At 69.0% G+C, this 17,610-nt stretch carries 14 protein-coding genes; 5 read left to right on the top strand and 9 right to left on the bottom strand.

Annotation, left to right across the window (positions count from 1 at the left end; translation table 11 throughout):
• Positions 1-2 precede the first annotated feature (2 nt).
• Complete coding sequence (locus GPA27_RS17475; protein WP_169141775.1) at positions 3-1,058, top strand: GlxA family transcriptional regulator; 1,056 nt, start codon at positions 3-5, stop codon at positions 1,056-1,058.
• A 12-nt stretch (positions 1,059-1,070) separates the two neighbouring features.
• Here the strand turns inward: GPA27_RS17475 and GPA27_RS17470 are convergent, their stop codons facing one another.
• Positions 1,071-1,853, bottom strand: a complete 783-nt coding sequence (locus GPA27_RS17470; RefSeq protein WP_169141774.1) for an exodeoxyribonuclease III — start codon at positions 1,851-1,853, stop codon at positions 1,071-1,073.
• A gap of 33 nt (positions 1,854-1,886) precedes the next feature.
• Between GPA27_RS17470 and pyrE the strand changes: the two genes are divergently transcribed.
• The 4 genes from pyrE to GPA27_RS17450 all read left to right on the top strand — a co-directional run bounded on the left by pyrE (position 1,887) and on the right by GPA27_RS17450 (position 6,242).
• The gene (pyrE, locus tag GPA27_RS17465) at positions 1,887-2,534 is read left to right on the top strand and encodes an orotate phosphoribosyltransferase (protein WP_169141773.1); all 648 of its coding nucleotides are present in this window, start codon (positions 1,887-1,889) and stop codon (positions 2,532-2,534) included.
• On the top strand, positions 2,512-3,141 hold the full coding sequence (locus tag GPA27_RS17460) for a hypothetical protein (protein ID WP_169141772.1): 630 nt from the start codon (positions 2,512-2,514) through the stop codon (positions 3,139-3,141). Before pyrE ends, GPA27_RS17460 begins: the two co-directional genes overlap by 23 nt.
• A 94-nt stretch (positions 3,142-3,235) precedes the next feature.
• Positions 3,236-5,311, top strand: coding sequence for a molybdopterin-containing oxidoreductase family protein (locus tag GPA27_RS17455; RefSeq protein ID WP_169141771.1), 2,076 nt, complete (start codon positions 3,236-3,238; stop codon positions 5,309-5,311).
• A 148-nt stretch (positions 5,312-5,459) separates the two neighbouring features.
• Positions 5,460-6,242, top strand: coding sequence for an NAD-dependent deacylase (locus GPA27_RS17450; RefSeq protein ID WP_169141770.1), 783 nt, complete (start codon positions 5,460-5,462; stop codon positions 6,240-6,242).
• Between the two features lie 36 nt (positions 6,243-6,278).
• Here the strand turns inward: GPA27_RS17450 and GPA27_RS17445 are convergent, their stop codons facing one another.
• From GPA27_RS17445 to ttcA, 8 genes are all read right to left on the bottom strand, one after another.
• On the bottom strand, positions 6,279-7,067 hold the full coding sequence (locus GPA27_RS17445; protein WP_169141769.1) for a DUF5602 domain-containing protein: 789 nt from the start codon (positions 7,065-7,067) through the stop codon (positions 6,279-6,281).
• A 158-nt stretch (positions 7,068-7,225) separates the two neighbouring features.
• The gene (locus tag GPA27_RS17440; RefSeq protein ID WP_169141768.1) at positions 7,226-8,641 is read right to left on the bottom strand and encodes a TonB-dependent receptor; all 1,416 of its coding nucleotides are present in this window, start codon (positions 8,639-8,641) and stop codon (positions 7,226-7,228) included.
• 231 nt (positions 8,642-8,872) lie between these two features.
• Positions 8,873-10,669, bottom strand: a complete 1,797-nt coding sequence (locus GPA27_RS17435; RefSeq protein ID WP_169141767.1) for an ABC transporter transmembrane domain-containing protein — start codon at positions 10,667-10,669, stop codon at positions 8,873-8,875.
• Positions 10,670-10,764: 95 nt separating this feature from the next.
• Positions 10,765-14,667 carry a DUF3683 domain-containing protein gene (locus tag GPA27_RS17430; RefSeq protein WP_169141766.1) on the bottom strand — a complete coding sequence of 1,301 codons (3,903 nt, stop codon included), beginning with the start codon at positions 14,665-14,667 and terminating at the stop codon, positions 10,765-10,767.
• A gap of 146 nt (positions 14,668-14,813) precedes the next feature.
• Positions 14,814-15,173 carry a RidA family protein gene (locus tag GPA27_RS17425; RefSeq protein WP_169141765.1) on the bottom strand — a complete coding sequence of 120 codons (360 nt, stop codon included), beginning with the start codon at positions 15,171-15,173 and terminating at the stop codon, positions 14,814-14,816.
• A gap of 16 nt (positions 15,174-15,189) precedes the next feature.
• Complete coding sequence (locus GPA27_RS17420; protein WP_169141764.1) at positions 15,190-15,609, bottom strand: YqaA family protein; 420 nt, start codon at positions 15,607-15,609, stop codon at positions 15,190-15,192.
• Positions 15,610-15,703: 94 nt separating this feature from the next.
• Positions 15,704-16,555 (bottom strand): FHA domain-containing protein, encoded by an 852-nt coding sequence (locus tag GPA27_RS17415; RefSeq protein WP_169141763.1) that lies wholly within the window; start codon positions 16,553-16,555, stop codon positions 15,704-15,706.
• A 121-nt stretch (positions 16,556-16,676) separates the two neighbouring features.
• Positions 16,677-17,610: tRNA 2-thiocytidine(32) synthetase TtcA (gene ttcA / locus GPA27_RS17410; protein ID WP_373322776.1), on the bottom strand; the 934-nt coding region annotated here is incomplete at its 5' end.

Here is a 17,610-nt window from a genome sequence, read left to right as displayed (position 1 = left end):
CCATGCATTCCGCCCGCTCCGCCGGCGGCCCGCCCCGGGTCGCCATCCTCGCCTTCGCCGAGACGAGCGCCTCGGTGCTGTACGGCATGCACGACTTCTTCCATGCGGCCGGGCGCGACTGGGGGCTGATCGAGCATGGCACGCCCGGCCCCTCGCTGATGGCCTCGGTCGTCGTGTCGGCGGACGGCACACCGCTGACGGTCGCGAACGGCGTGCGCGTGTGCCCGGACTGCCGCCTCGATGCGCTGGCCGAGCCGGACCTGGTGTGCATCCCCGAACTCGCGGTCGTGCCGACCGAACCGTTGGGCGCGCGCTTCGACGCCGAGTGCGCGTGGCTGCGCGATGCCTACGCGGGCGGCGCGGTCATCGCGTCGGCCTGTTCCGGCGCGCTGCTGATGGCGCAGGCGGGGCTGCTGGACGGCGAGGCGGCGACGACGCACTGGGCATTCTGCGGCGCGCTCGCCGAACGCTTCCCGGAAGTGCGCGTGCAGTGCCAGCGCTCGCTGGTCGTCGCCGGCGACGGCCAGCGGCTGGTGATGGCGGGCGGCGGCACGACGTGGCAGGACCTTGCGCTGTACCTGATCGCACGCTTCGCCGGGGTCGAGGCGGCGATGCAGCTCGCCCGCGTGAATCTCATCGACTGGCACCACGTCGGCCAGCAGCCGTTCGCGCGCCTGTCGGCCAGCCGGCAGACCGACGACGCGCTGATCGCGCGCGCCCAGGTGTGGGCCGCGACGCATTATGCGGAGCCCGCGCCGGTCGCCGCGATGGCCGAACTCACGGGCCTGTCGGAGCGCGCCTTCGTGCGCCGCTTCCGCCAGGTCACGGGCATGTCGCCGCTCGCCTACGTGCACGCGGTGCGCATCGAGGAGGCCAAGCAGATGCTGGAGGCGACGCGCCTGCCGATCGAGGCGATCGCGGAGGAACTCGGCTACGAGGACGCGAGCTTCTTCTCGCGCCTGTTCAAGCGCGAGGTGAAGCTCACGCCGGCACGCTACCGGCGCAAGTTCGGCGACCTGCGCGAGGTGCTGCGCGAAGCCGCCGGCCACGCGCACTGAGCCGCACGGGCGTCAGGCGGACCAGGCGTAATCGATCGTCAGTGGCGCGTGGTCGGAGAAGCGCTGGTCCTTGTAGACCTGCGCGGTGCGCGCCGTCGCGGCGATGCCCGGCGTCGCGAGCTGGTAGTCGAGGCGCCAGCCGACGTTCTTCGCCCACGCCTGGCCGCGGTTCGACCACCACGTGTAGCAGGCGTCGGTGGTGTCGGGATGCAGGCGGCGGTAGACGTCGATCCAGCCCTGCTCGTCGAGCACGCGCGTCATCCATGCGCGCTCTTCGGGCAGGAAGCCGGAGTTCTTCTGGTTCGACTTCCAGTTCTTGAGGTCGATTTCCCGGTGCGCGATGTTCCAGTCGCCGCAGATCACGACCTCGCGCCCGCTTGCGTGCAATTGCGCCATGTGCGGCAGGAAGCGCTCCATGAAGCTGAACTTGATCTGCTGGCGCTCCTCGGAGCTCGAACCGGAGGGTAGGTACAGCGACACGACCGACAGCTGCCCGAAGTCGAGCTGCAGGAAGCGCCCCTCGGCGTCGATGTCGGCGATGCCGAGCCCCTCGACGATGCGGTCGGGTGTGCGCCGCGCATACACACCGACGCCGCTGTAGCCCTTCTTCTCGGCGTGGTGGAAGTAACCCGTGTAGCCGGCGGGCCCGCGCATCGCGTCATTGAGGTCGCCCGCGTGGGCCTTCAATTCCTGCAGGCAGACGACGTCCGCATCCTGTGCACCGAGCCAGTCGATGAAGCCCTTGGTGGTGGCCGATCGGATGCCGTTGAGGTTTAGGGTGATGATGCGTAACATTCGGCCGGATAACCCAGAACTGGAAGCAAGAGCGTGGATTTTAGCCGGGATTTCATCACGTTGGCCTGCGACAAGGGCGTGCTGCGTTTCGGGTCCTTCGTGACCAAGGCGGGGCGCAATTCGCCGTATTTCTTCAATGCCGGGCTGTTCGACGACGGCAGCTCGTTCCGCGAGCTGTGTGGTTTCTACGCGCGCGCGATCGTCGCCGCGGGCGTGCCCTGCGACATGCTCTTCGGCCCGGCGTACAAGGGCATCCCGCTGGTCGCCGGCGTGGCGATCCGGCTGGCCGATCAGGGCGTGAACCTGCCCTTCGCGTTCAACCGCAAGGAAGCCAAGGACCACGGCGAAGGCGGCACCCTCGTCGGTGCGCCGCTCAAGGGCCGCGTGCTGATCCTCGACGACGTGATCTCGGCCGGCACCTCGGTGCGCGAATCGGTCGACATCATCCGCGGCGCCGGAGCCGAACCGGCGGGCGTGGTAATCGCGCTCGACCGCATGGAGCGCGGCAAGGGCGAGAAATCGGCGGTGCAGGAAGTGCGCGAGAGCTTCGGCATCCCCGTCGTCGCCGTCGCGACGCTGGAAGACCTGATCGGCTACCTGGGCGACAGCCCGGAGCTGGCCGCCAACCTCGAGGCCGTGCAGGCCTACCGGAACACCTATGGCATCGCGACGCAGTCCTGAACTCCTGGCAGCGCTCCTGCTGGGCCTGACGCTGGCGAACCCCGCCGGCGCGAAAGTGTATTGCTGCGAGGATGGCGACGGCCGGCGCCAGTGCGGCGACGTGCTCCCGCAGGCCTGCTACGGGCGCGCGTACCGCGAGATCGGCCCGCAGGGCACGATCAAGCGCGAGATCTCGGCACCGCTGAGCGCGGAGGAAATCGCGCGCCGCAGGGCGGCGGAACAGCAGAAGAAGGATGACGAGACGCGCCAGGCCAAACAGCGCCGCCTCGACCAGGCCCTGCTCGAGACCTACGCGAGCGTAGAGGATCTCGACCGTCGCCGCGACCGCGAGATTGGCGACATCGAGCGCAGCATCGAGGATGCGCGCAAACGCGACAAGGAGCTGCGCACGAAACGCCAGCGCTTCGAGAAGGAAGCCGAGTTCCACAAGGGGCGTGAGCTGCCGCGCGAGCTCGCCGCCAATCTGCGCTCGATCGACAGCGAGCTGGCGGCGCAGGGCAGGCTCATCGAGGAGAAGACGCGCGACCTCGCGGCGACGCGCACGCGCTTCGAGGCCGACCGCGCCCGCTACGTGGAGCTGAGCAGCGCCGCCGCGAATCAGCGCTGAACATGCGGCCGGCGGCGGGCGCGACGCCGGGATTTCCGTCCGCGGGTTGCAGGCCGGAGCGCAGCGTGCGACCCGGCGAGATTCAGGAGTGGTCATGAGCATTGCCGCCAGCAAGGTCGTCCGCGCCGCCTGTCCGCACGACTGTCCCGACACCTGTGCGATGGAGGTCACCGTCGAGGACGGCCGCGCGGTGAAGATCCGCGGCGCCGACGACCTGCCCTTCACGAACGGCGCGCTGTGCACCAAGGTCGCGCACTACCTCGAACGCGTCTATTCCGACCAGCGCCTGCTGCATCCGATGAAGCGCGTCGGCCGCAAGGGCGAAGGGCGCTTCGAGCGCATCTCGTGGGACGAGGCGCTCGACACGGTCGCCACCAGGTTCGCCGCGATCGCCGCCGACGACCCGCGTGCGATCCTGCCCTACAGCTACGCCGGCACGATGGGCCTGGTGCAAAGCGAAAGCATCGACCGCCGCTTCTTCCACCGCCTCGGCGCATCGCTGCTCGATCGCACGATCTGCGCGTCGGCCGGCGCGGCGGGCTGGAAGGCGACGATGGGGGCCTCGGTCGGCATGGACCCGGAAGCGATCGTCGACGCGAAGCTGATCCTGATCTGGGGCGGCAACCCGGTCGTCTCCAACCTGCACGGCTGGCGCTACATCCAGGAGGCGAAGCGGCGCGGCGCCAAGCTCGTGTGCATCGACCCGTGGCGCTCGCAGACGGCCGAGAAGTGCGACCTGCACCTCGCACCGTGGCCCGGCACCGACGGCGCGCTCGCATTGGCGATGATGCAGGTGCTGATCGCCGACGGCCTCATCGACCACGACTACATCGACGCCCATACGCTCGGCTTCGACGCGCTCGCCGAGCGCGTGAAGGCCTGCACGCCGGAGTGGGCGGCACCGCTGACGGGGCTGCCGGCCGACACGATCCGCACGCTCGCGCGCGAGTATGGCAGCACCACGCCCGCGGCGATCCGCGCCAACTACGGCCTCAACCGCTGCGCCGGCGGCGCGGCGGTGATGCGCAACATCGCCTGCCTGCCGGCGCTCATCGGCGCGTGGCGCCATCCCGCGGGCGGCGCGCTGCTGTCGACCTCGGGCAACTTTCCGGTCGACCAGCAGGCGCTCGAGCGCCCCGACCTGTACACGGCGCACCACGCGCGCGCGCCGCGCACGATCAACATGGCGACGATCGGCGAGGCGCTGCTCGCGGCGGGCGATCCGGCGATCCGCGCGCTGTACGTGTACAACTCGAACCCGCTCGCGGTCGCCCCGAACGGCACGCGCGTCCGCGAAGGCTTCCTGCGCGAGGACCTGTTCTGCGTCGTGCATGAGCTGTTCCAGACCGACACCGCCGACTACGCCGACATCCTGCTGCCCGCCACGAGCCAGCTCGAGCACCGCGACGTGCACAAGGCCTACGGCCACCTCTACGCGCTGACCAACGAGCCGGCGATCGCGCCGCTGGGCGAGGCGAAGCCCAACAGCGAGGTGTTCCGGCTGCTCGCCGCGCGCCTCGGCTTTACCGATGCGGCGCTGTTCGAGTCCGACGACGAAATCGCTGCGCAGGCGTTCCGGCGCCGCGACCACCGCGCGCTGGGCCTCGACCCGGAGACGCTGAGGGCGCGTGGCTGGGCGCGCCTGAACCTGCCGCGCCCGTTCGCGCCCTTCGCGCAGGGCAATTTCCCGACGCCCTCGGGCAAGTGCGAGTTCTGGTCGGATTCACTCGCACAGCGCGGCTTCGACCCGCTGCCGGGCTGGGTGCCGCCGCACGAGTCGCCGATCAGCAATCCCGCGCTCGCCGCGCGCTATCCGCTCGCGATGATCTCGCCGCCGGCGCGCAACTTCCTCAACACCAGCTTCGCCAACCTGCCGCGCTTCCGCGAGCAGGAGGGCGGGCCGAAGCTCGAGATCCACCCGGACGACGCCGCGCGGCGCGGCATCGCGGCGGGCGAGCGCGTGCGCATCTTCAACGACCGCGGCGCCTTCCACGCGCAGGCGGTCGTCACCGCGCGCGTGCGGCCGGGGCTCGTCGTGTGCCCCTCGGTGTGGTGGCGCAAGCTCTCGGGCGACGGCGAAAACGCCAATGCGGTGACTTCGCCCGCGCTGACCGACATCGGCGGCGGGCCGACCTTCTACGACTGTCTCGTCGAGGTGAACAAGGCATGAGTGCGGCCGCGCGGCCGCCCGACGGTGGCGCTCTTTCTCCCTTGGGGAGGGTGAAGCAGGGGTTTCGCGGAGCACTCCTCCGCGCCTGCGAAACGGGTCAGCTATGCAAAGCAGACCCTACGTCGCATAGCGGCCGGAGGGTGGTCGAGTGACCGAAGCCCAGACCCTGGACCGCGTCGCGCGCCTGATCGGCGACGCCCGGCGCATCCTCTTCATCACCGGCGCGGGCATCTCGGCCGATTCCGGCCTGCCGACCTATCGCGGCATCGGCGGCCTGTACCACGAGCGCCTCACCGACGAGGGGCTGATGATCGAGGAGGCGCTGTCGGGCGAGATGATGCAGCGCCGGCCCGACATCTCGTGGAAGTACATCGCGCAGATCGAGGCCAACTGCCGCGGCGCCCAGCCCAACATCGCGCACCGCATCATCGCGGCGCTGGAGCACGAGAAGCCGGGCGTGTGGGTGCTGACGCAGAACGTCGACGGCCTGCACCACGACGCCGGCTCGCGCCACCTGATCGAGATCCACGGCACCGTGCATCACCTGCGCTGCATGGACTGCAGCCACCATCGCAGCGTGAAGGATTACGCCGGCCTGCAGCTGCCGCCCGCGTGCCCGAAGTGCGGCGGCGTGCTGCGGCCCGACGTCGTGCTGTTCGGCGAGATGCTGCCCGACGAGGGGCTGCACCGGCTCGAGACGCTGATCGCGCACGGCCTCGACCTGGTCGTGTCGATCGGCACGACCAGCGTGTTCCCCTACATCTCGGGGCCGGTGTGGTGGGCGAGGGAAGCCGGCGTGCCCAGCGTCGAGATCAACCCCGGCGACACCGAAGTCAGTGAAATCGTCACGCACCGCCTGCGCCTTGGCGCCGCCGAGGCGATGCCCGAGCTGTGGCGCCGGCTGCATCCGGAGCGTCCGCTCGAGGACTGAGCCGGGCTGCGATGCAGGCGCGTGGGCTTGTCGAGCCTAGCGCAACTCCTCGAGCATCACCTCATAGACCTTTTTCGCGTCGTCATAGCTGACGCGGTAGCGCGACGGATAGGCGCCGCTCTTCGAGTATTTCGCGGGCCGCGGCACCGGCGCCGAGAACGAGGGTTTCGACTTGAGGAATTCGAGCGATGCCATCGGTTCCACGAAGGTGAGGCGCTTCTTGTAGTAGCCGTAGATGAAGGTCGCCGTGAACGGCTGCTTCTGGAACTCGGGTGCGGCCGGGTTGATTGCGTGCACACCCATGCGCGGAACGGCGGTGCCCGGCGGCAGGATGTAGCCGGCGGGCATCAGTTCGGCCGGCGGCTGCTGCTCCGGAGCGGCCGAGTCGTCCGGGCCATTGAAACGGACCTTCGACACCTCCTCGCGGCTCACGACGTAGAAATGGAAATCGAAATGCGGCACGTCGTAGACCTGCGGCGGCGGATGGCCCACCGATTCCCAATCGATCACCACGTGATCGATGACCGACTTCGGCCCTTTCGTCGGCATGCTCAACACGTAAGGAAAATGCGGACTGGTGCCGGGCGCCGCCACGGGCAGCCCGTCGAGCATGCTCTCCGTGAATACCACCCCGATCGCGGACACCGCGCCGTCAGCGCCGGTGCGCACCACGGTATGGGCCGTGCCCTGACCGATCTTGACCGGCTTGCCGTCGTAGACCGCCGCCTTGCCTTCCGCCAGGGCGCTCCCCGCACCGAGTGTGGCGAGCGCCGTCGCGCCCGCCAGGAAAAGGTTCCGCCACGCCCGCGCCTGCGCCCGCCTCATGATTAGCCCTCCCGCGATCGGTACTTCGACTCTTTGTGGCAGGGCGGTTCGGCATGCCTGCCCCGGTCCTTCAATCTAGTCAATCATGGCGGGACTGCAACGCTGCGCGTTCGTCGGGTGTTCGGCCCTGCGGCGGGGCGTCCCGGGCCGGCCACCGTTCATTCCGTGTCGAAGCCGAGCAGTCGGGATTCCATGATCCGCGCTGCCACCGCCTCGGGGACGTGCTGTTCCCATTCGCCGCGGCCGCGGCGCAGGCCGGAGAGCACCTCGGTGACGTCGATGTGCAGGTGGCTGTCGTCGTGGGGCCGGACGGCAATCAGTTTCTGGTTTTCCTTCAGGAAGGCGAGCAGGTGGTGCAGGTTGGCCGGCACCTCCACGTTGTCGAGCGTGACCAGGGCCTTTGCGTCGCCGTGGCGCGGGCGCGACGGATACACATAGACGTGCGTGTTGTCCGGGAACAGCTTGCCGAAGGCTTCGAGGATGCCGCCCTCGAGGCCTTCGTAGTACTTCTCGTCGAACAGGAAGTCGAAATCCCGCACCGACAGCACGATGCCGATCGGCTTCTGGGTGTAGCGGCGCAAGTAGGCCCGCAGGCGGAAGAAGCGCACGTAGTCCGAGATCATCACCGTGTAGCCCTGCGAGGAGAGGAGGTCGATGCGCGCGAGGAAGTCCGCCCCGTCCACGTTGTCGCCGCTGACCAGCGAGTTCATCGTGATTTCGGCGAGGGAAAGGATCTCGTTCTCATTCACCGCAGCGAGCTGGCTGAATTGCTTGAGGCCGGCCGACATCATGTCGACGTTCACCAGCGTCACCGGCTTGAAGTTGCCGCGCATGACCATTACCGGCTTGCGATAGAACAGTTCTCCCGGCACCACCACCTCGCCCGCCGGATTGAACACGACCGCCCGCGTGAGCCAGCTGCGGATCAGGTGCAGGTTCATCAGGCGGTTCTCGACCTCCTCGAAATACGGGCCGGAGAAGTGGATCAGGTCCACCTCGATGCGATCGGAGCCCAGCCCGTCGGCCAGCCCCTCGACGACCCACTCGGGGTTCTGGTGATGCATGAATGCGCCGTAGATCAGGTTCACGCCCAGGATTCCGAGCGCCTCCGACTGCTGCGCGTTGTCCTGGTCCAGCATGCGCACGTGCAGCACCACGTCGCTCGGCCGGGCGCCCGGGTGCAGTTGCAGCCGGATGCCCACCCAGCCGTGGCATTCGTTCTTCTGCTTGAAGCTGCGAGCGGTCACCGTCGCCGCGTAGGCGAAGAAGGTCGTGTTCCTGGCCCGCACATGGGCGAGCCGCTCGACGACCTGGGTGAACTCCTTCTCGAGCATCTGCAACAGTCGCGAGCGACTCACGTAGCGGTCGACGTGGCCGTAGATGTCGTCGCTCACGGCCATGTCGTAGGCCGACATGGTCTTGGCGATGGTGCCGGCGGCGGCCCCGACCGAGAAGAATCGCCGCGCCACCTCCTGTCCGGCACCGATCTCGACGATCGAGCCGTACTTGTACCTGTCGAGGTTGATCGCGAGAGCTTTGTGGTCGGTGGTGAGCGTGTTGTCGCGCTTGCGCATGGCGCCTCCTTGGATCATGCCGGAGGGGGCGGGGCCGGTCCTCGCTAGGGGTCTCCGGGGCAAGGCCCCGAGTTTACACCGCCGCGCTACGCGGTTGTCGTAGCGTGCGTGTTGGCGCGGACCCTCGGGGGAGGGTGGTCGAACCCGAACGCAGGGGGCATCTCCCGGGGGCATGCTCAAACCGCCCGGCGCTGCGATGCGTGCCGCGCGACCGTGCCGGGCCGCGCCGCCTCAGACGCCGAGCTGCAGCGCCGCCAGGCGCGCGTAAAGCCCGCCCTGGCGGCGGAGGTCGGCCGGGGTGCCGGTTTCGACGATGCGGCCCTGATCGAGTACGACGATGCGGTCAACCTTCTGCACCGTCGCCAAGCGATGGGCGATGATCAGCGTGGTGCGGCCCTGCATCGCGCTGTCGAGCCCCTTCTGCACGAGGATTTCCGATTCGGCGTCGAGGGCGCTAGTGGCTTCGTCGAGCAGCAGCAGCGGGGCGCCTTTCAGGATCGCGCGCGCGATGGCGATGCGCTGGCGCTGGCCGCCGGACAGGCGGGTGCCGCGTTCGCCGAGGAAGCTGCGGTAACCTTCAGGCAGCTGTTCGACGAATTCGTCCACGCGAGCCGCCCGCGCGGCGGCGATGACCTCGGCGTCGCTCGCAGCGGGCCGGCCGTAGCGGATGTTGTCGAGCGCGGTCGCGGAGAAGATCACCGGGTCCTGCGGCACGATCGCGATGTGTCGGCGCAGGTCGTGCAGGCTGAGTTCGCGGATGTCCTGGCCGTTGAGGCGGATGTGGCCGTTGCTGGCGTCGTAGTAGCGCAGCAGCACCTGGAACAGGCTGGTCTTGCCGGCGCCCGAGGGGCCGACGAGGGCGACGCTTTCGCCGTGCGCGACCTCGAGGCAGATGTCGTCCAGCGCACGCAGCTGCGGTCGGGCCGGGTAGCGCAGGGTGAGGTGCTCGAAGCGCAGCGCCGCCTGTGTCGGTTGCCGCGGTGCCTGCGGGTGGGCCGCTTCGGGGACGGCCGTGTCGGCGTGGAGGAGCTCGAGGAGCCGGCCGGCGGCACCCGTGGCGCGCATGATGTCGCCCCAGACCTCGGCCATCGTGCCGACGCCGCCCGCCACGAGCATGGCATAGAGGACGAAGGAGGCGAGCTGGCCCTCGGTCATGTCGCCCGCTCGCACCTGCTGCGCGCCGACCCACAGCACGAACACGATGCTTCCCATCACCGCCGTGATGATCACCGCGGTCAGGGCGGCGCGCACGCGCGTGCGCCGGACGGCGGTGGCGAAGGCGGTGTCGGCCGCGCCGGCGAAGCGCCCCGCCTCGTAGCGCTCCTGCGTGTAGGCCTGCACCGTGGGCATCGCGTTGAGGATCTCGCCCGCGAGGGCCGCGGCGTCGGCGATGCGGTCCTGCGATTCGCGCGACAGGCGTTTGACCCGGCGGCCGATGACGGCGATCGGCAGGGCCAGCAGCGCCATGAGGCCGAGGTTCAGGGAAAAGAGGTGGAGGCTGGTGATGGCCAGCATGACCATCCCGCCGACGAACTGGAACAGGCTGCGCAGCCCCATCGACACCGAACTGCCGACCACGGTCTGGATCAGCGTCGTGTCGCCGGACAGGCGCGACAGCACCTCGCCGGTCTGCAGGGTCTCGAAGAACTGGGGCGACTGTGACAGCACGCGCGCATAGACCGCGGAGCGCAGGTCGGCCGTGGCACGCTCGCCGATCCACGTCACCGTGTAGTAGCGCGCCGACACGACGAGCGCCCACGCGCTGGCGAGGCCGAACAGGGCGAGGAAATGGGCATCGAGGTCCGCTCCGCCGAACAGGCCTTCGGCGGGCGGCGGGGCTCGCCGGAAGCCGAAGTCGATCAGGTCGCGGAAGGCCAGCGGCATCAGCAGCATGATCGCCGAGCCGAGGCACAGCAGCACGAACGCGAACGTCAGGCGCGCGCGATACGGGCGCAGGAAGGGCCACAGCCCGGTCAGGGTGGTGACGTTGCGGGACGCGGGGGCGAGCGCTGCACCGTTGGGGTCCATCGCCGAAGATCGATCATGCAGGCTTGCGTCGCGCGCCGGGCGAGGCGCCGCGGGAATGCTCCCGCGGCGGGACGCCGGGCGGTCTCGCGAATCGCTTACAGCAGCACCCGCTCGATGCCGCCGTTGTTGGCGCGCTGCACGTACTCCGGCATCCAGCTCTCGCCCAGCACGTGCTTCGCGATCTCGACGACGATGTAGTCCGCATCCACGCCGCCGGCGTCATTGGCGTAACGGCTCAAACCCTGCAGGCAGGACGGGCACGAGGTCAGGATCTTGACCGGGTCGTGGCCGCCGTCGCGCAGCGCCGCGGCGCCATTCTCGATCTCCTGCTGCTTGCGGAAGCGCACCTGGGTCGAGATGTCCGGCCGCGCGGCCGCGAGCGTGCCCGATTCGCCGCAGCAGCGGTCGCTCAGGTCGACGCGCGTGCCCATCAGCTCGTTGGCGACCTTGATGCCCGAATGCACCTTCATCGGCGTGTGGCAGGGCTCGTGGTACATGTACTTCGTGCCGCTGAGGCCTTCGAGCTTGACGCCCTTCTCCATCAGGTACTCGTGGATGTCGAGCAGGCGGCAGCCGGGGAAGATCTTGTCGAACTGGTATTTCAGCAGCTGATCCATGCAGGTGCCGCAGGACACGATCACCGTCTTGATGTCGAGGTAGTTCAGCGTGTTGGCGACGCGGTGGAACAGCACGCGGTTGTCGGTCGTGATCTGCTGGCCCTTGTCGTCCTCGCCGGCCGAGGTCTGCGGGTAGCCGCAGCACAGGTAGCCCGGCGGCAGCACGGTGGTCGCGCCGACCTGATACAGCATCGCCTGGGTGGCGAGGCCGACCTGGCTGAACAGCCGCTCCGAGCCGCAGCCGGGGAAGTAGAACACCGCCTCCGACTCGTCGCGCTTGAGCTGCGGGTTGCGGATCACCGGGATGACCTTGTCGTCCTCGATGTCGAGCAGCGCGCGGCTGGTGCGCTTGGGCAGGTTGCCGGGCATCGGCTTGTTGATGAAGTGGATCACCTGCGCCTTGAGCGGCGGCTTGCCGAGGGTCGCGGGCGGCTGCTTCACCTGGGCTTGAATCAGGCCCAGTGACTTGCCGATGCGGTGGCCGAGGCGCTGCACCTTGTAGCCCCACTGGAGCATGCCGGTGCGGATCAGCTTGATCGTCGCCGGATCCTTCGCGGTGAGGAAGGCCATCGCCGCGGCCTTCCCGGGGTTGAAGCTCTTCTTGCCCTGCTTGCGCAGCAGGTTGCGCATCTTGATCGACACGTCGCCGAAGTCGATGTCCACCGGGCAGGGCTTCTCGCACTTGTGGCACACCGTGCAATGGTCGGCGACGTCCTCGAACTCGGCCCAGTGCGCGAGCGACACGCCGCGGCGCGTCTGCTCCTCGTACAGGAAGGCCTCGATCAGCAGCGAGGTGCTGAGGATCTTGTTCCTCGGGCTGTACAGCAGGTTCGCGCGCGGCACGTGCGTCGAGCACACCGGCTTGCACTTGCCGCAGCGCAGGCAGTCCTTGATGTCGTGCGCGATGTCGCCGATCTCGGTCTGCTCCATGATCAGCGATTCGTGGCCCATCAGGTTGAAGCTGGGCGTGTAGGCGTTGTCGAGGTTGCCGGTGAGCGTGCCGGCGCCGCGCATCAGCTTGCCGCGGTTGAAGCGGCCTTCGGGGTCGACCTTCTGCTTGTACGCCCAGAAGTTCGCCATTTCCTCGTCGGTGAGGTAGTCGAGCTTGGTGATGCCGATGCCGTGCTCGCCCGAGATCACGCCGTCGAGCGAGCGCGCCAGCGCCATGATGCGGTCGACCGCGCGGTTGGCACTCTGCAGCATGTCGTAGTGGTCGGAGTTCACCGGGATGTTGGTGTGCACGTTGCCGTCGCCGGCGTGCATGTGCAGCGCGACGAAGACCCGGCCGCGCAGCACTTCCTTGTGCACTTCCTCGATGCGCGCAAGCACGGCGCGGAACACCACGCCGTCGAAGATCTTGTCGAGGCGCGGCTTGAGCTCGGTCTTCCACGAGGTGCGCACCGAGTAGTCCTGCAGACGGTGGAACAGCCTGGGGTGCGCCGCGCGGTTGGTCAGCTCGCCGGCATGCACGCCGTACTCGCCGAAGGCGGCCTCGGCCTGCGCCAGCGGCAGGTCGAGATTGTCGAGCAGCCATTGCCAGCGCCGGCGCACGCTCGCGACGTAGTCGAGCGCGGCCTGGCGGCGGTCGCCGATCAGCTCTTCGCTGGAGAGGTTCGCGTCGCCCTGGTCGAGCGGCAGCTCGCCCTGCAGGAGTTCGCTCAGCGCGTCGCACAGTTCCAGCTTGTTCTGCGTCGACAGCTCGATGTTGATGCGCTCGATGCCGTCGCAGTAGTCGCCCATGCGCGGCAGCGGGATCACGACGTCCTCGTTCACCTTGAACGCGTTGGTGTGGCGCGAGATCGCCGCGGTGCGCGAGCGGTCCAGCCAGAAGCGCTTGCGCTGCTCGGGGCTGACGGCGATGAAGCCTTCGGCGCCGCGCACGTTGCACATGCGCACGACCTCCGAGGCCGCGGCCATCACGGCGGCCTCGTCGTGGCCGACGATGTCGCCGATCAGCACCATCTTCGGCCGGCCGTGGCGCTTGGCCTTGGTCGTGTAGCCGACGGCCTTCACGTAGCGCTCGTCAAGGTGCTCGAGGCCCGCGAGCTGCACGCCCAGGCGGTGGCCTTCGGCGCCGGGCTTGAACCAGTCGGTGATCTCGACGATCGCCGGCACAGCCTCGCGCACCTGGCCGAAGAATTCGAGACAGACCGTGCGCGTCACCGGCGGCATCTTGTGCAGCACCCAGCGCGCGGCGACGATCAGGCCGTCCGTGCCTTCCTTCTGCACGCCCGGCACGCCGCCGAGGAACTTGTCGGTGACATCCTTGCCGAGGCCGGTCTTGCGGCACGAGGCGCCCGGCAGCGTCAGGACTTCCTCGCCGAGCAGCGCGTAGTTCGCGGCATCGAAGCGGCGCAGGCGGAAGCGCACGGTTTCCTGCTCGTGGATCTTGCCGAAATTGTGGTCGAGGCGCTCGACCTCCAGCCAGTTGCCGTCCGGCGTGACCATCTTCCACCACGCCAGGTTGTCGAGCGCGGTGCCCCACAGCACGGCCTTCTTGCCGCCGGCGTTCATCGCGATGTTGCCGCCGATGCACGAGGCGCTGGCCGAGGTCGGGTCGACGGCGAACACGCGGCCGGCCGCCGAGGCGGCTTCCGCCACGCGCTCGGTGACGATGCCCGCGCCGGTGCGGATCGTCATGTAGGGCTGGGCGGGATTGCCGCTGCGGTCGGGCAGCAGCATTTCCTCGACCTTGCCGAGGTCGATCAGCTTCTCGGTGTTGATGACGACCGAGCGCGCGTCGAGCGGCACGGCGCCGCCGGTGTAGCCGGTGCCGCCGCCGCGCGGGATGATCGTGAGCCCGAGCTCGATGCAGCTCTTCACGAGCGGGGCCATCTCCTCTTCGGTGTCCGGATACAGGACCACGAAGGGGTACTCGACGCGCCAGTCGGTCGCGTCGGTGACGTGGGACACGCGCGCGTGTCCGTCGAAGCAGATGTTGTCGCGCCGTGTGTGACGCGCCAGCGCCTTGAGCGTCTGCCTGCGCAGCGCGCCGGTATCGTCGAAGAAAGCGGCGAAGCGATCCACCGCACCGTGCGCGGCGGCGACGAGGCGTGCCACGTTGTCGCTGCGGTCGGGGTCCGCGGATGCGCTTTCCTCGCGGCGCTTCTCGACCTCGGTGAGGCGGTGGCGCAGCGCCTCGATCAGCGCCTTGCGCCGTTCCGGGTTGCCCAGCAGGTCGTCCTGCAGGTAGGGGTTGCGCTGCACGACCCAGATGTCGCCGAGCACCTCGTACAGCATGCGCGCCGAGCGCCCGGTGACGCGCTCTTCGCGCAGCGCATTGAGCGTCTGCCACGCGTCGGCGCCCAGCAGGCGGATGACGATCTCGCGGTCGGAGAACGACGTGTAGTTATAGGGAATCTCGCGCAGGCGTTGGGTCATGAGATGTTCCGGTACCGGACGGCAGTGAACCGCAAATTGTAACTTACTGCAGTGCAATAGACGCGCGCTTTAAATCCTTGAGGCGCGTAGGGTCTTGATTTTTCTGCAGGTTGAGACTGTTGTCGGACAGCTGCGGGGGCGAAAGTTCAGTCGGCGCGCGCGCAGGCGGCGACGATCGCGATCTCCACGCGCCAGCCCGCATGAGCGAGCCCGGCCACCTGCACGCAGGCGCGCGACGGGGCCGTGCCGGGGGGGAGCCAGGCGTCCCACGCCGCGTTCATGGCGTCGTAGTCGGCCATGTCGGTGAGGTAGATCGTCGCCGACAGCAGGCGCTCGCGGCTGCTTCCGGCGCGCGCCAGCAGCGTGTCGAGGCTCGCGAGGATCTCGCCGGTCTGCGTCGCGGCGTCGGCGTCCGCGCTGGCGGGGACCTCCACGATCCATGCGGTGCCGTTGTGGATGACGATGTCGGAATAGCGGGCGGTGGTGCCCAGGCGCTGGATGTTCATGGGGGCAGGAAGGGGGTTAGGTGACGGAAAAGGCGATGAGCGCGTAGCGTAGCAGCTTGCCCGCGCCCATCCACAGCAGGCAGGGCAGCCACGGCAGGCGCAGCCAGCCGGCGGCGCCACACAGCGCGTCGCCGACGACGGGCGCCCAGGAGAGCAGCAGCACCGGTGCGCCATGACGGCGCACCCAGTCGAGGCGGGTGGTGTCGGCGCGCTGCGGCAGCAGGCGCGCGAGACCCCAGGTGCTCATGCCGCCCGCCGTGTTCCCCAGCGTCGCGAGCGCCACGGCGGGCACGAGCTGTTCCGGGCGCAGGCTCAGCACGCCGGCGAGCACCAGCTCCGAGCCGCCCGGCAGCAGCGTCGCGGAGAGGAAGCTCGACACGAATAGGGCGGCCAGCCCGGCGTCGGGGCCGGGATCGAGCAGCGACAGGAAGCTCATCCGCGATGTCGCGCCGGATTTTTCCTCGCCGGCGCCGCGCCAGTGCGCCCATACGCTGTCCCGGCGGGTCTTGCACCCGTTCCGGCCCGGCCCCTCATACGATGTCGACGAACACCAGCTCGCGCTCGACCTCGTTCGCCGAGAAGCCGCAGCCGATACGTCCGCTGCCCGCGAGCACGAGCTCGGCCCCCTTGATGCAGCGCTCGTTGCCGCTGTCGTCGGCGAGGAAGGTGCCGTTGGTGCTCTGGTCGATCAGCACGAAACCCTCGCGCCGGCGTTCGATGCGGGCATGCTGGCGCGACGCGCGCGGGTCCGCGATCACGATGTCGTTGCCGAGTTCGCGTCCGAGCAGCACCACCGGGCGCGTTTCGTCCACGAACAGGGTGTTCTGGCCGTGGCGGATGCGCACACGCTGCTCGATCCGTCGGTCGACCGGAACCGAGGCGGCGGTGGCGGGCTGGCGCGCCACCGCGAAGGCGGTCCAGCCCAAGCCGGCGAGTGCGGGGTTGCGCGAGGGCGAGGCGGCGACGAACTGCCGCCCGGTGGCCGACAGCTGCATCACGACGGCCTCGCTCGCGAGCGCGTGCCCGGGTTTGGCCGTTTCCGCCAGGCGCGTGGCGCCGAGTTCGGCGTCGTCGGCGCCGGTGCCGCAGTGCAGGCCGACGCAGATCGTCATGCGCAGGCCGCGCAGCGGGGGCAGGCTCTGCACGCGGTCGAACATCTCGCAGGTGGACAGCACCGCCTCGTCGCCGCGCGCGAATGTCGCACAGACGCGGGCCGCGCCGCGCCGCTGCGCCGTGCCGCCGTTGGCTTCGATCGCGAGGTCGATGCGGTGCATGCAGCGCTCCAGCGCGCGCCGTGCCTCGGCAGCGTCGAGAGCGTCGGCGATGCGGTCCGCGCCGGGTATTTCGGCGACGAGGACGCAGACGTTGTTCGGCTGGGTCATGACCGGGGTTCCGTTGCGGTTGCGGGCCGGCGGGGGCGGCCGGGCGATGCGGAAGAGGACATCGCGGAGTCTGAAATGATCGTCAAATGGTGCCGGCGACGCAAGCCGCCGGCATGGACGCTCAATCCTCGTCCGTGAATTCACTCACGATGGGAATGATGCGGTCCTGCGACGGCAGCTCGGGGCGGTCGAAGGCGATGTCGCCCTCGGCGACCGGCGTGTCGCGCGTGAGATTGGGGAAATCGAACAGCGCATTGTCCGCGAGGTGCGAGGGCACGACCTGGCTCATCGCCGTCGCGATCGACTCGATGCGCCCCGGGAACTCGCGCGCCCAGCCCTGCAGCATGGTCTTGATCTGCTTGCGCTGGGCGTTCTCCTGCGAGCCGCACAGGTTGCACGGGATGATGGGGAAGTCCATCGTGCGCGCGAAGCGGGCGATGTCGTTCTCGGTGCAGTACGCGAGCGGGCGGATCACGACGTGTTCGCCGTTGTCGCTGACGAGCTTGGGCGGCATGGATTTCAGCTTGCCGCCGAAGAACATGTTGAGGAACAGCGTCTCGATCATGTCGTCGCGGTGGTGGCCGAGCGCGATGCGCGTCGCGCCGATCTCCTTGGCGACGCGGTAGATGATGCCGCGGCGCAGGCGCGAGCACAGCGAGCAGGTGGTCTTGCCCTCGGGGATCTTGTCCTTGACGATCGAGTAGGTGTCCTCGGTGACGATGCGGTACTCGATGCCGATCGACTCGAAGTAGGCCGGCAGCACGTCGGCGGGAAAGCCCGGCTGCTTCTGGTCGAGGTTCATCGCGACGATGCGGAAGTCCACCGGCGCGCGCTCGCGCAGCGCCATCAGGCAGGACAGCAGCGTGTAGGAGTCCTTGCCGCCCGATACGCACACCAGCACGGTGTCGCCTTCGCCGATCATGTTGAAGTCGGCGATCGCCTTGCCGACGCCGCGCTCGAGCTTCTTCTTCAGGCGCAGGAAGGTGTTGGAAAAACGGGTTTCGACGGCAGCGGCCGGATGGGGCGCCGCGACGGCGGGGCTGGTGTCCGGGGGC

This window comes from Aromatoleum toluolicum (assembly GCF_012911005.2).
Lineage (GTDB): Bacteria > Pseudomonadota > Gammaproteobacteria > Burkholderiales > Rhodocyclaceae > Aromatoleum > Aromatoleum toluolicum.
Note: the sequence above shows the minus strand (reverse complement) of the source record. Positions and strands in the feature narration are given on the sequence as shown.

Excerpts from the sequence above, each read along its gene's own strand:
- GPA27_RS17470 (WP_169141774.1), bottom strand. The coding sequence starts at position 1,853 with ATGTTACGCATCATCACCCTAAACCTCAACGGCATCCGATCGGCCACC.
- GPA27_RS17415 (WP_169141763.1), bottom strand. The coding sequence starts at position 16,555 with ATGACCCAGCCGAACAACGTCTGCGTCCTCGTCGCCGAAATACCCGGC.
- GPA27_RS17455 (WP_169141771.1), top strand. The coding sequence starts at position 3,236 with ATGAGCATTGCCGCCAGCAAGGTCGTCCGCGCCGCCTGTCCGCACGAC.
- GPA27_RS17460 (WP_169141772.1), top strand. The coding sequence starts at position 2,512 with ATGGCATCGCGACGCAGTCCTGAACTCCTGGCAGCGCTCCTGCTGGGC.
- GPA27_RS17435 (WP_169141767.1), bottom strand. The coding sequence starts at position 10,669 with ATGGACCCCAACGGTGCAGCGCTCGCCCCCGCGTCCCGCAACGTCACC.
- GPA27_RS17475 (WP_169141775.1), top strand. The coding sequence starts at position 3 with ATGCATTCCGCCCGCTCCGCCGGCGGCCCGCCCCGGGTCGCCATCCTC.
- GPA27_RS17420 (WP_169141764.1), bottom strand. The coding sequence starts at position 15,609 with ATGAGCTTCCTGTCGCTGCTCGATCCCGGCCCCGACGCCGGGCTGGCC.
- GPA27_RS17425 (WP_169141765.1), bottom strand. The coding sequence starts at position 15,173 with ATGAACATCCAGCGCCTGGGCACCACCGCCCGCTATTCCGACATCGTC.
- GPA27_RS17440 (WP_169141768.1), bottom strand. The coding sequence starts at position 8,641 with ATGCGCAAGCGCGACAACACGCTCACCACCGACCACAAAGCTCTCGCG.
- GPA27_RS17445 (WP_169141769.1), bottom strand. The coding sequence starts at position 7,067 with ATGAGGCGGGCGCAGGCGCGGGCGTGGCGGAACCTTTTCCTGGCGGGC.
- GPA27_RS17430 (WP_169141766.1), bottom strand. The coding sequence starts at position 14,667 with ATGACCCAACGCCTGCGCGAGATTCCCTATAACTACACGTCGTTCTCC.